This window comes from Commensalibacter papalotli (ex Botero et al. 2024), from assembly GCF_947179115.1.
In the GTDB taxonomy this organism is placed as follows: domain Bacteria; phylum Pseudomonadota; class Alphaproteobacteria; order Acetobacterales; family Acetobacteraceae; genus Commensalibacter; species Commensalibacter papalotli.
Window position 1 is genome coordinate 59872 of the sequence record NZ_CAMXCI010000003.1, and the last position, 13569, is coordinate 73440.

The following is a 13569-nucleotide window of genomic DNA, read 5'->3' on the forward strand; positions in this document are numbered from 1 at the left end:
GAATTATAAAAAAAAAATTAGTAAAACAGTTGATCAAATACAAAAAACGCCTCTAGAAGTTATGATTTTTATTATGAATAAAAGTCTCGAAGAAGAAAATTATGATTTAGCATTAAATGTTGCTTACAAGGTTGCACCATATCTTCATGCTAAATTAACAGAGTCGAAATTAGAAGTAATGAATATAAAGCAGCCAGAGGAAATGAGTGATGAAGAGCTGCAAATCTTTATCGGCGCAAGCAAGGGTTATAGCCCTTCATGAATTAAAAAAGCGTCGATCAGCCAGAGCACACCTAATTGATTTTACAGTTTATACAAAGCAAGATTATTTTACAGGACTTCATCATCGTTTATTGTGTGAAAAACTCGAAGCTGTAGAACAAGGAAGAATAAAAAGACTTATGGTTTTTATGCCTCCTAGGCATGGTAAAAGTGAGCTTACTTCCAAACGTTTTCCTGCTTGGTTTTTGGGAAGAAATCCTACTAAACAATTAATAGTAGCCAGTTACTCAGCAAAACTTTCGGATAGTTTTGGTAAGGATGTTCGTAATATCGTTGGGTCTCGTTTATTTAAAAATATCTTTCCCGCAGTTTCTTTATCTTCCGATAGCAAAGCAAAGGATTTATGGGAAACAAATCAAGGAGGTGTCTTTTTATCTTCTGGTGTTGGTGGGTCTATTACTGGTTATGGCGGTGATTTGGCGATTATTGATGATCCTGTAAAAGATCGTCAGGATGCAGAAAGTTTGAACATACGCGACAATATCTGGGATTGGTATAAATCAGTATTACGTACCAGAATAATGCCAGGTGGAGCAATTATTTTGGCTCTTACTCGTTGGCATGTTGATGATTTAGCAGGGCGCTTAATGAATGAAATGGAAAATGGCACGGGTGAAGTTTGGGATATTTTACATTTACCTGCAAGAGCAATGGAAGATGATCCGTTAAATCGTCCTTTAAATGCACCGTTGTGGGCTGATGTTTTTGGCGAACAGGAATTATTGCAAATTGAAAAAGCAGTAGGGGAGCGCGACTGGTTATCTTTATATCAGGGTATTCCAACTTTGGTGACAGGATCATTTTTTAAAACACTCAAAGTTCCTGTGATTGATGCTCTTCCTAAATCTGTTCAGACTGTCAGACGTTGGGATTTTGCAGCTAGCCAAGCGTCAAGAGGATATGATCCTGATTGGACGGTTGGGGTCAAGATGCAGCGTAATGAGGATGGCGGTTATACTATTCTTGATGTGGTGCGTTTTCGGGGTTGTCCCGATGAGGTTTCACAAACGGTCATGAGTGTAGCCAGTCAGGATGGAATAGATGTGCGTATTATATTACCACAAGATCCAGGGCAAGCAGGTGTTGCACAGGTTCAATATTATACAAAATTACTTGCTGGTTATAAAATTCAATCAGTTAGGGAAACTGGGGACAAGGCAACTAGGGCAGATCCTTTTGCAGCTCAGGTAAATATGGGGAATGTGGCGTTAGTAAGGGCACCATGGAATAGATCGTTTTTAGAAGAGCTTGGCACATTTCCAAAGGGAGCTCATGATGATCAGGTTGATGCTGCAGCTGGAGCTTTTTCTTTTATTGCGATCAAGAAAAACTTACCCAAAATGCCTTCTTTTGCAAAATTATTAGCAATTAAAAAACAACAAAGCTGATTTAATGACCAGCATTTGCTTTTGGCAATTCAAAAATAGTTGAGAAAATAAATAATGGTTAAAAAAAATAGATTTAGAGAAATTCATATCTCTGGAATGAAGAAAAATGATCTTATAAATAAACAAGATATGTTTGCACCTTATGAAGTTCCAGATGGAATTGTTGGTGAGGAAGATGATTCTCATCATGCGATCGTGAGTGACAGTGTCTTTATTGATCAATTTCGTAATTTCAATGTTACCAATGATCCAATAACAACATTGTTTGAGGAGGGGATTGGATTTCCTGGATACCCTTATCTTGCTCAACTTTCTTTGCGAGGAGAATATCGTATGGTTGTGGAAACAAGAGCAGAAGAAGCAACAAGACAGTGGATTACTTTTAAAAGTTTAAACAAGTCAATTAATTATTCCGATAAAATAGACCAAATTAATAATGAGTTTAAACGTTTGGATATTCAAGGATTAATGCGTAGGGCGCTTTGCACAGAAGGCTATTTTGGGCAATCTTTTTTATATATTGATTTGCAAACAGCACAGCATGATCATGAAGAAAAATTGAGTCCACTTTTTTTAACCTCCAAGAAAATTAAAAAAGGTGAGCTGAAATCGATTAAATTACTTGACCCTACTTGGGTAACCCCTGTGAATTATGATGCTATTGATCCTTTTAGTGAAGATTTTTACAAACCTTCTGTATGGTGGGTTTTGGGACAACAAATTCATGCCTCTCGTCTGATTTCAATGATCTCTCAGCCCGTGCCTGATATTTTGAAACCTGCTTATAATTTCGGTGGTGTGCCATTGGCATTTATGTGTAAACCTTATGTCGATAATTGGTTACGCACACGCCAGTCAGTAGCAGATTTAATTAAATCCTTTTCAACCATGGTGTTAAAAACGGATCTATCACAATTATTAAGCCCTGGATGTGAAGAACTCAGTAAAAGAGCAGAGTTAATGGCTGCTTATCGAGATAATCGTGGCTTACAAATTGTTGATAAAGATAGTGAAGATCTAGCTAATATTTCTACTCCTTTATCGGGTTTAGATAAATTACAAGCACAATCTCAAGAACATTTAGCCTCTATTTCTGGTATCCCACTGGTGAAATTATTAGGGATTACTCCTTCTGGATTAAATGCTTCCTCTGATGGAGAAATACGCTGTTTTTATGACAAAATTTCTGCTTTACAGCAATCAGTATTGCGTGGACCAATTGATATTATATTAAAAATTGTACAATTACATTTATTTGGGTTGATTGATAAAAATATTACATTTGAATTCAACTCATTATGGCAATTAGATGAAGTCCAACAATCACAAGTTGATGTAAATACAGCAAAAATTTTATCAGATTATCTGGGTGTCGGTGCAATTGATACCAAGCAGATTAAAGAGATAATTAGTCACAAAAATCTCTAAAATTTACAATGAACAAAAGACGGTTTTGAAAGCTCCCTTATGGGGGGTTTTTTTATGCCTTTTTGTTCAATTTTTACATTTTATATAAAAAGAGACAAAAATGAAATTGTTTAAAATAACGCCAATTGCAACTTTATTTGTTGCAATATTGAGCGTAAGTGGAAATTATCAAGCACGTGCAAGTACAGCTGATGATTTAAATGCAAATTATAGCAAAATTGTTAATAATTGCGGCTCTTCCAAAAGACCAGCTTTTTTATGTTCAGGAGTTATGATTCGTTTTACAGGGTATAGTAATGATTATAACGCATGGGATCCAAGTCCAGCTTCTATCAAAAGGCAAGGTGTTTCATTTACATATATACGTAAAGATATTCCTGCACGTTTGGGTTTCGGTGGAAAACTATCTGGGGTTATTTATTATCCCAACATGTTAGCACCATTAGATAAAGTTAAACCTGAAATAACCTGTGCTTTTCCAACAGATGCTTGGACAGATGGCAGAGGGGATTCTTGTGGTCGCCCAGATTCAAATAGACGATGTCAAAATGTTTTTGCTGGTTTTAATCCTGTTACAACAGCAGAGTTATGGTATCAAAATTATATGTCTTTAGGTGGTGATGAAAATCATAAACAACAATATCAATGCGCATTTGATATGAGTATAGGTTCATTAGATTTATATGCACAACCAGCCAATACAGCAGATTTATTTAATCAGAATTTAAGAGCAATTCAGATGTATCCAAATATTGGTTCTGGTTATAATGAAATTATTGTTAAACCTTTAACAGATGCTAAATCAATGCCAATTCAAGCATTTTTCTATTTAACAGAAAATATGCAGAAAGGGGGGGCAGAAGCATTTAATATGAGAGATAGTTATTATTATAAAACAGGTATTTATCTTCCTGTTGTAAGAGTTGAGTACCGTAGCCCAACAATAGGTGTTTATTTCATGGATTCTTAACATCATAATTATTTATAGTCAAAGCCATTAATAAAAAATAAACAAATTCAATGACATTAAAAAACAGAACTTTGGTTTTTGATGCGCAGTCTATGCGTTTCGAAGACTGGAACGGGCATTTGCGCGTACATAATACGAATTTAACCAAAGCAAATGTCTGTGAATATTATGGCGCAGAAATTAACAGCCATAAACAATACGGGTTAGATCCTAATAAAAAATATCGTTTTTTACGTTCACCTGACGCTTTGGAAAAAGCGGTAGGTTCTTTTAAAGAGCGACCTATTCTTTATGTTCATAAAGCAGCAGATGCTGATCGTTTGGATAACTCTAAAGTTATTGGAACAACGGGTTCTGACCCTGCTTTTTCTTATCCTTATATTCAATCTTCTATCACGATTTGGGATGGAGATTATATTGAGGCAATTAAAAATAATACACAAGCTGAATTATCGGCCTCTTATGCGTTTACACCAGTTATGGATAAGGGTGAATTCGATGGGGAAGCATATGACGGAATTATGACAGAAATTTATGTCGATCACGTCGCATTAGTGGCAGAAGGACGGGCAGGTCCAGATGTTAGGGTTTCAGATGAAAGGTTAAATAACACAATGCCAAAACTTAATGACACAGGGCTGCAATTAACAACAGCTCTGGCAAATTTACTAGGAAAAACAGGGCTTAATCGCAGTGATGTCGAGGACGCAGTAGCAATTGCAAGTGGTACACGTCGTAAAAATCTCGGTAAAATTTTACAAGCTATTTTATCCAATAATATGACTGCAGCAGACTGTGATTGTGTAAAAGACGATCAAATTGATGCTGCTGTAGATCGTGTGGTGGATGAGGGTGAAGATTATATCGGTGATGAAGAGCCTGTAGATACTGTTTTTACAGAAGATCAAGATTTATCTGATTTAGATGTATCTGATTGTGATCATTTAGGTAAAAAAATTCTAAAAAAACGTTTTCAAGCATTTGATGCAGCTTCTTTGGAACGTTCGATTGAAAAGAAACTGAAAGCTAAATCCAAACAAGCTCAAGAAGCTCGTCAACTTGTTAAACCACTGGTTGGTGAATGGGCAATCACCGAAGATGAGGGTGAGGAAATTCTGCGCAGTGTGCTTGTAGAAATCACAGGTGAAGCCCCACCAGCATCTATGGGATATAACGGATTAAAATACGCGGTTGATTTGATTTTATCTCATAAGTCTCAAGGTAGAGCAAACGATAGTAAAAGAATGCAAAAAGGTGATTTGCAACGTTTTGGCGCAACACGGTTACGGAGTATTTAATAATGTCTTTTCAACAAAAAGTTAATTTAGGTCTAGCTAAAGGCTGGCACGGGGATTTTGCATCTAGCAATGTCAGAGTTTCATTTCTGGGTGATCCTCAAGCAGAAGAAGTATTAGTTATGAATGGTGATCTTCCTGCATATTTTATGCAAAAAGGTGCATATTATCAAGCGGGTACCGATGGTGTCAAAGCGGGGTCTTTTGTTTGGGTAGATGAAGAAACACATACTATTGTCAATAAAGGTGAGGGTAGTCCTGCGGGTTTTGTTGGGCGTGAATTAACAGGTGTTCCAGCACAATATTTAGAAGAAGCATCTATGAACATTCCTGCTGGTTTTATGGTAACCGTTTACGACAAAGGGGAATTTTTAGTGGCTTTGCCAAAAGAATCATCTGCGGTTCAACGCGGTGAAGTTGTGAATGTCGATGTAACAACAGGAAACGTAAGCGTGGGTAGTGGTACAGAGACAAAATATAAATATGTGGCGAGCGCCAAAGGTGGCGATTTGGTTGCCATTTCGGCATGGATTTAAGGAATATATCAATGACAATTCAAACAAAATCATGGGCTCGTGACAGAGCACTTTTAGCAAGTGAATTTGGTATTCATTTGCCGAATGTCATGGAATATAGCACGAATGCCAGAGTGGGAGATAGTGCATTTGCACCTGTGTCAGCTGCCAATAACACCATTCCATCACAATTTACGACTTATATTGATCCTCAAATTATTGATGTTTTAACCGCCCCTTTAAAAGCTGCTCAGATCTACGGAGAAGCAAAAAAAGGTGATTGGTTACATGACACAATGATGTTTACGGTTGTTGAACCTGCTGGTGATGTGGCTGCATACGGTGATTTTCATCAAGCTGGTTACAGTCGTATGAATACTAATTTCCCTCAACGTCAACAATTCTTGGTACAAGCTTTTGCTGAATGGGGAGATCGTGAAGTAGGTCGTGCAGGCCTTGCCAATATTGATTTGCCTTCTCGTAAGCGTTTAGCAGCAGCTTTGTTGCTTAATCACTGGCAAAACCAAAGTTATTTCTTTGGGGTAGCTAATCTTCAAAATTATGGTGCGTTAAATGATCCAAATCTTTTAACGCCAATTGCTCCACAGGCCAAGGCTAGCAACAGTCCAGTTTGGGAAAAAGCAACCGCCTTGGAGATCTATGAAGATATCCAAGCTTTATATCGTCAGTTACAATCCCAAACACAAGGTGTTGTCAACTTAGATAGTGCGGTGGATATGGATAGTCCATTAAAATTAGTAATCTCGAATAATGTGCAAGCATATTTATTAAAAACAAATGAATATGGTATTTCTGTTCTTGATTTGCTGAAAAAGAATTTTCCTAATTTAACACAAATGAGTGCACCTCAGCTTTCTTTGGATGCTAAAGGGGCTGATGATAATAATTCTAAAATTGAATTAGTACAATTATTTGTAGAGAACTATCAAGGAATTGATACGTTTACTTGTGCATTCTCTGAAAAATTGCGAAGTCACGGTATTGTTCGTGAAAGCTCTTCGATGAAAGAAAAATTGACACAAGGGTCTTGGGGAACAATTTTAACTCGTCCTGTATTAGTCGCACAAATGATTGGGGTATAAAGAATGAGTGATGATGTATTGGTTGCGTGCAAGTTACCGCACGGGATCTATTTAGATGTTGGTAAACAGCGTGTAAAATTAAATGGAGTAATGCAAAGTGGGCGCCTTGAAGCGCCTTTTTTTACGGCCCCTGCAAAGTCTGTCGGATTAACCAAAGTTCCTCGTGATTTTTGGGAAGCATGGATCAAGGATCATCAGGAATTCGAGCCTATTAAAAAGGGTCTGATTTTTGCATCTGATAAAAAGAAACGTTTGTTAGATGAAGCCGATGAAAAATCAGAGTTTAAAAGCGGTTTAGAACGGATTAATCCTTCTAAATTACCCAACTCTTTAGAGCAAGTCAAAGCAGGACAAGTGGGATGAGTGAACGATCCGAAGTAACGGATCGGGAAGTCGTTTTTGAGTGGTCGGAATGGGCAGCAAGTTTTCCAGAATTGGAAAGTTATTTTCGACCTAATAATGTGCAAAAAATTGCAGAGCGTGCTGCAATTTATTTCAACCCCAGCAGTAAAGGGGTTGTCTGCTGTCCAAAAGAGCGTCGTATTTTATTAAATTTATTGGTTTCCCATTTGGTTTTATTACAAAAGAAAACCGCAGATGGTGACCAATTGATGGGGCCTGTTTCTTCTGTTTCAGAGGGCAGCGTTTCTATGTCTGTCGATACCAAAGGCAGCATTGGAAAAATTGATCCTTGGCTGTCCCAGACCCGATATGGTCAAGAATTTTGGGCGCTTAGCAAAAGATATCGCAGCACATTTTATATTCGACCTATTCCCGATCCAAGATTAAGAATTTTTCCATAAGGAACAGTTGATGACTGATATTAAGGTAAAACCTACAAGAAAAAAAGCTGCTTCAGTTAAAAAAACGCTCAAAGTTAAAAAACTTAAAGCATCAGACAAAACCTCTGCTGCGGTTGATGGGGATTTGATTGATGAAGAGGACGATACTGACCAACTTGAAACAGAATGTTTATTACGTACAGCTTTAAGTTTGAAAAATGCTTGCTTTGAGCAAGAAGAAACTTCTGAAAATAACGTTGATATAGATAATTTTCAACCTATTGATAAATTAATGACATCTGAAGTTCATAATAAAATTTCAGATATTCATAAAACCGTATCCATAATTGAAGAAGATAATCAAGATTATATCGTAATTGGTTGTCGTTTTCCCAATGGGGTTGTTGTGAATATTGGCAATAATAAAATATTATTGCGCGGTATCAATGATATGTCAGATCAAGATAAGGCAAAGCAAGACAAAAATGTTGGTTTTACTAAGATTGCTAGACCTGTATGGAACAGTTTTTTAAAAACACATAAAAATTGGCCACCTTTATTAAATGGGTCTGTTTTTGTGATGAATAGAAAATAATAGATTTCAAATCGAATATTTTATCAGTATTTTTAATATATTAATTTTAGTCATTTATTAATGATGAATAATTGTAAATATGTATTTATTTATAATTATTCATCCTATTTTAAAAAATCTGCATTATTTTTAAAATAGGATGAATCAAGAAAAAAGGGAAGACACCATCATGAAGCTTCATGATTTAGTCAGAGGAATGATTGGGGTGGTTAACCCCAATATTATAGGGTCTTTGTATCGGTCAAAAGGGTATGAGTTAGATGGAACTCAACAAAAGCCGATTTACGAAGACCCTATTCAAGTTGAGCTGCAAATCCAATCTGTTCCAGGAGATAAACTGAGCCATTCTCATTTTTTAAACCAACAAGGTGAGCGCAAAGTTGTGTATGTCAACGGGCAAGCTTTTGGCATTGATCGTGTGCGTGGCGCAGGGGGTGATTTATTAGAGTTTTATGGGAGGCGTTGGTTAGTGGTACAGCGTCTTGAGGCATGGGAAAACTCTGATTGGTGCAAAGTTGCTGTTGTTGCGCAGCTTGATAAACCAGAAGATGATGATGCTGTGCTTGAAGATTACGTAGATTAAATTCCTTTGTAAAAAACGGTGAAAGTAATAAAATTGTCAAATTATAGATTGTCTCTTTTGATGAAAGATGCTATATTAATTACATAATAGATAATTGTATTTGACTTACAAAATTATATATTTTGAACGCAGGCTTTTAATTTGTTTGTTACAAACGAGTAAAAGCCTTTTTTATTGTTTAATTTATAAAAAAAAATTTAATTTTATAATAAAGGGTTGGACATGTCTTCTTATGACATGCCCGCAACACAGTATATTCATTGGCCAGATAGTTTTTATCAAACAACGGATATGCGTAACCAATATGATGCTGATATTCGTCAAATCGTAGAGGTGTTTAATCGCTATCTTGGAAATAAATATCCAAAGTCAAATTATCATGATTTAGACTGGCGTTTGGTCAAGGCAATGATATGGATCGAAAGCGGGCATAAACATTCTGCGTGGCGATATCGTCCTATGCAAATTGGTAATCATGGAGATGCTGGATTAATAGCATTGTTACATCTTAAAAAAATACGCCTAAAGAATGGTAATTTTCGTATTCAAAGTGAAGGTGCAGAGTTAGTTATTCCTCCTGAATATGTATCTAACTTAACCATTAAAAATAAAGAAAAAATACGTTATAATCCACAATTAAATATTCAAGCAGGTGTAGCTTATCTGTTAATGCGACATGCGAAAATTGGTTATAAAACCGTCGCAGATAATGATGCCAAGGAACATATTGTAACTATCAAAGTAGGTGATAGTTTAAATAAAATTGCGGTGACACATCAAACAACAGTTGGAATTATTAAGCAATTAAATCCAGGAATCAATAAGTGTAATTTACATATGGGTGTAAAACTTAGATATAAAAAAGCAACTGTAAAAAAAACTATTAAAGGTTGGGTGCCAATGACGTTTTCTAGTGTTGCAAGGAAATATAATGCTAAAGGTGATTATCGATATCGGCAAAAATTACGTTATGCTTTCCAAAATATAGAGTCTTCATGGTTTAAAGTAGTTTATTAATTCGTTATAACCAGAATTGATTTAGATTTGATATTGTAGGCAAGTGATTAAGATATTTTTAAGAAATTTAAACTAATTTAAAAAAATATAGTTTAATTAATTAAAGATAAATATATATTTAAACGATACTTGATTAATTATATTGCGACTTTTTAATAATTTTATTAAAATAATTTTTATTTAAAATCAGTAGGTTGTTTATGGATTTAGTAATTTTTTTAAAAGCAGGAATAGTGGGCAGTTTTGGTTTTGTTATTGCAATTGGTGTCGTTATGACATTATTGATCTCAGTTTCAAAATCCTTACAAGAAGCTTCTGTCCAGGCTCGTAAACTACCCTCTTTTATAGTTTTTTTAATTGTATTTCTAATAGAATTAGGGATAGCATATTGGTATTTTTCTTCAGTAACAGAAATATCTACTCCATCCGCCCTAGATAAATTTACAATGTATGCTTGTTTATTTTCTTTAGCACCTTCAGTTGCAATTATTATGGGGGCTCTTTTTTATTATTGTGATGCCCAAAAAACAATACAGGGAAAAGACCAAGAAAAACTATAAGATATCTCATATCAATATAGACAATTTAATCAAATTTATGCTGCGCAATATATAGTAAATATATTGCGTTTTTTTATGGTTAAAATACATGTTTTTAACACTTTATAATAACTATAATTTTTTAGGAATTTCAGAATGAATTTAAGAGGAATATTAGGACTTAGTACAAGCCTTATGGTGGTTTGTGCTGGCCTTATGTCTTCTTTTGCGCAAGCAGAAGATTACGTGGCAAAATCTCAAGTTAATGCGGCTAATGGTGTGGCAGGATTAAATGCCAGTAAGCAAATAACAGCAGATGTTAACAATAGCAAAATTTTAACAGATGGTGTTCAGTTAAACAAGAAAAATGATCGATTACGGTTTGTTACAAATAGTCTTGATAGCAATAACAATGAAATAGATATGTTCTTTAACCGTGATGCTGGTAATAAGGATAATCTGAGTAATGAATTAGATGCAAATACATTTTACTTTACCAATAACAAGTATGGTAATAAGTATAAGTTTAATGGCAGTGTTGCTACTACAGGCGATATAATCTTAAAAAATCAAAGTGTATTTTCTGCTATTAATAAGGCAAATCTTGCAATAGCAGGTAAATATGAGAATATTTCATCGTATAATGATAAAGCTGAGTTACCCTTAATTTTTATTCCCGATGACCAATATATTCGGCGAAATACATTGCAAATGGGTGGAAGAACCAGAAACGGATATGTTGGTATTAAAGCTACTTGTCAAACAACAGGTGGAGGAGACTTGGGTGGAAGTTGTTATCAATTTACGAATATGGCTGGTATTCAATCGTCACATCGTGGTGGTGCAGGAGAAACAGAGGCTATTAATATGGATGTTCGTACAACTGATAATTCACCATTAGATGTCATTGGTGGAAATACACTGGTTAAAAATTCTGATGGATCTTATGTTGTTACAGGAAATGATTATCAAATAGCTGTAGCACAGGCTTCTGGTGCTAATACTTTTCAGGTTAAAGGAACATTTGGATGTGGTATTGGTTATGATAGTGGACAAGCTCGTTGTGAAATGGATGGTGTTAATGTATTAAATGCAGAAGGGAAAGCTTTGGTTGATGAACATGGGAAAATAATACCTGTCAAAGTAACACCAGGGGTATATGACGCAAGTAAAGATATTACTATTGTTGAATTACCGATTAACTACAAGTTAGCAAATTCTTTGACAACTACAGATAACGTAAATATTAAATTTTATTCTTCTGATGGTACTGCTTATGCTATAGAATATGGAAATTCAAATGTAAAAATTTATCCTAAACTAAGCGCTAAAGAGGCTGCTCTTATTCACTCACGGATGGCTTTGTGGACCAATATTGCTAATGGTATGCATAGTACTGAAGGTGGTAATAATGAAGATGCTGCAAATGTTGATATGCCAAATTATTATTATGGATATGAAGCTGGTGGATCTGAAACTGCTGATTATTCAGTTATAAACATAGAAACTTATTATTATCCAGGAACAGGGCAGTCAGGAGGTTGGAAAACATTAAATGATGCTTCTAAGACTGGAACCGCTGGCACGCCAGGGAATATAAAGGATGCAATTCATACAAATGACCAATATGACTATCAGTTACGTTATAAGTATCCTGGTACTGATACGGATCGTTATAACACTAACTATCATCGATACAGTAAACCAACATTATTCCTTGGTTTAACAAAGAAAAATTTCAATTCTTTTTCTTTACAATCTTATACGAAAGCACCTGATTCTATTACAAGAGATTATGATAATGAGTGGGATTTTTGGATTCCTAATGATCATAATGGTGAAGTTGTTACACGAGGTTTAACTATGACCTGGGGTCACAGTGGATCGAAACTTTTCGCAACAGGTAGTTACATGTTGCGTTTGGCTGGGTTTAATAATATGCCAATTGGTTTAAAAGTTGATGGTGTTTTTAAAGGTGGAGGAAAAGTTATTGATACAGATGCTGGTTTTTCTGTTTTTAGCTGGGGTCAGACTAAGGATTCATTAAGAAATAACAATGAAGAGCAAGTTATAAGTGCTTTGGGTTCTGCTATGATTCCAGGAGGGGATACATATCAGCTGTTTTCATATATGTCTAATGATAATCCAAAAACTGCAATGGGTAAAGCTGCAGCAAATTATTCGTTACATTTTGGAGCAACAAAATCACCAGCATATAATTCGTTGGCCTATAATCATTCTCCGACATGTAATGATAAAAATATAAAAGATAAAACTCTTTGCTCTGTATTGGGGCAAGTGATTTTTGATCCGTTAAATTATAAAGGTGGTATTGCACTTGGTTCTGGTCAAGGGGAAAATACTAAACTTGGGTTAATCGTTGATAAAGATAATAACGTAAATATAATTAACAAGTTGAGTGTTAATGGTAAATCTGTGAATGATGCTATTGATAAAGTAGAAAAAGCTATACCTAAATCCAATATTGATATTGCTAATGGTGTTGCTGGGTTAAATGAAAATAAAGAGGTAACTGCTAATATTAATAGTAAACAAGTATACTCACCATTTATATTGTTATCCAATACAGGTTCCATTCGTTTTTTAACCAATAGTACTGATACTAATAATTTAGATATTAATTTTTTTTATAACCGCGATGCAAAAATCGATTCATGGAAAAATCAACTAGATGCGAATACTGTTTACTTCACAAATAACCATTATGGAAATAATTATAAATTTATAGGTAATGTTGGTGTCAGTAATCAAATTTCAGCTTCAAAATTTATAGGGAAGAGTTTTCAAGGGCAGCTTTCTACTCCTTCATCATCGACCGTTTCTTGTAATGCGGGTGAGTTTAAAGATGATACAAATTACCATTATGTTTGTGTAGCGGCTAATAAATGGAAACGCGTAGCATTATCTGATTTTTAACCATTTATAAATATTATTCATAATTAGGTCAGGCATCTTTTTAGATGTCTTTTTTATTGGAATAATCATCAAAAATTACGGGAAAAATAAAGCCCGTCAAGAAACTAGGGGCATATGAATATGCCCTTTTATTTA

Annotated in this window: 14 protein-coding genes; all 14 read left to right on the top strand. The window is 35.0% G+C overall.

What is annotated here, in order from left to right; genetic code table 11:
* Positions 1 to 73 precede the first annotated feature (73 nt).
* The 14 genes from QMN76_RS07240 to QMN76_RS07305 all read left to right on the top strand — a co-directional run bounded on the left by QMN76_RS07240 (position 74) and on the right by QMN76_RS07305 (position 13434).
* The gene (locus QMN76_RS07240; protein WP_282023428.1) at positions 74 to 262 is read left to right on the top strand and encodes a hypothetical protein; all 189 of its coding nucleotides are present in this window, start codon (positions 74 to 76) and stop codon (positions 260 to 262) included.
* A complete protein-coding gene (gene terL / locus QMN76_RS07245; RefSeq protein ID WP_282023427.1) occupies positions 210 to 1670 on the top strand; it encodes a phage terminase large subunit in 1461 nt (486 codons plus the stop codon). The genes QMN76_RS07240 and terL overlap by 53 nt, the downstream gene beginning before the upstream one ends.
* Positions 1671 to 1724: 54 nt before the next feature.
* Complete coding sequence (locus tag QMN76_RS07250) at positions 1725 to 3098, top strand: DUF1073 domain-containing protein (protein ID WP_282023426.1); 1374 nt, start codon at positions 1725 to 1727, stop codon at positions 3096 to 3098.
* Between the two features lie 100 nt (positions 3099 to 3198).
* Positions 3199 to 4068: a hypothetical protein gene (locus tag QMN76_RS07255; protein ID WP_282023425.1), complete on the top strand. Its 870-nt coding sequence runs from the start codon at positions 3199 to 3201 to the stop codon at positions 4066 to 4068.
* Between the two features lie 50 nt (positions 4069 to 4118).
* A complete protein-coding gene (locus QMN76_RS07260) occupies positions 4119 to 5366 on the top strand; it encodes a DUF2213 domain-containing protein (protein WP_282023424.1) in 1248 nt (415 codons plus the stop codon).
* A 2-nt stretch (positions 5367 to 5368) separates the two neighbouring features.
* Positions 5369 to 5899 carry a structural cement protein Gp24 gene (locus QMN76_RS07265; protein WP_282023423.1) on the top strand — a complete coding sequence of 177 codons (531 nt, stop codon included), beginning with the start codon at positions 5369 to 5371 and terminating at the stop codon, positions 5897 to 5899.
* 11 nt (positions 5900 to 5910) lie between these two features.
* Positions 5911 to 6981: a major capsid family protein gene (locus QMN76_RS07270; protein ID WP_282023422.1), complete on the top strand. Its 1071-nt coding sequence runs from the start codon at positions 5911 to 5913 to the stop codon at positions 6979 to 6981.
* A gap of 3 nt (positions 6982 to 6984) precedes the next feature.
* On the top strand, positions 6985 to 7344 hold the full coding sequence (locus tag QMN76_RS07275; protein WP_282023421.1) for a hypothetical protein: 360 nt from the start codon (positions 6985 to 6987) through the stop codon (positions 7342 to 7344).
* Positions 7341 to 7784: a DUF4054 domain-containing protein gene (locus QMN76_RS07280; RefSeq protein ID WP_051461910.1), complete on the top strand. Its 444-nt coding sequence runs from the start codon at positions 7341 to 7343 to the stop codon at positions 7782 to 7784. Before QMN76_RS07275 ends, QMN76_RS07280 begins: the two co-directional genes overlap by 4 nt.
* Before the next feature lie 10 nt (positions 7785 to 7794).
* Positions 7795 to 8358, top strand: a complete 564-nt coding sequence (locus QMN76_RS07285) for a hypothetical protein (RefSeq protein WP_282023420.1) — start codon at positions 7795 to 7797, stop codon at positions 8356 to 8358.
* A 169-nt stretch (positions 8359 to 8527) separates the two neighbouring features.
* Positions 8528 to 8941 (top strand): hypothetical protein, encoded by a 414-nt coding sequence (locus QMN76_RS07290; protein ID WP_051461909.1) that lies wholly within the window; start codon positions 8528 to 8530, stop codon positions 8939 to 8941.
* A 222-nt stretch (positions 8942 to 9163) separates the two neighbouring features.
* Entirely contained in the window at positions 9164 to 9958 is a 795-nt protein-coding gene (locus QMN76_RS07295) for a LysM peptidoglycan-binding domain-containing protein (protein WP_282023419.1), read from the top strand.
* Positions 9959 to 10158: 200 nt separating this feature from the next.
* Positions 10159 to 10518: a hypothetical protein gene (locus QMN76_RS07300; protein ID WP_282023418.1), complete on the top strand. Its 360-nt coding sequence runs from the start codon at positions 10159 to 10161 to the stop codon at positions 10516 to 10518.
* Positions 10519 to 10653: 135 nt separating this feature from the next.
* Complete coding sequence (locus QMN76_RS07305; protein WP_282023417.1) at positions 10654 to 13434, top strand: hypothetical protein; 2781 nt, start codon at positions 10654 to 10656, stop codon at positions 13432 to 13434.
* Positions 13435 to 13569 lie beyond the last annotated feature (135 nt).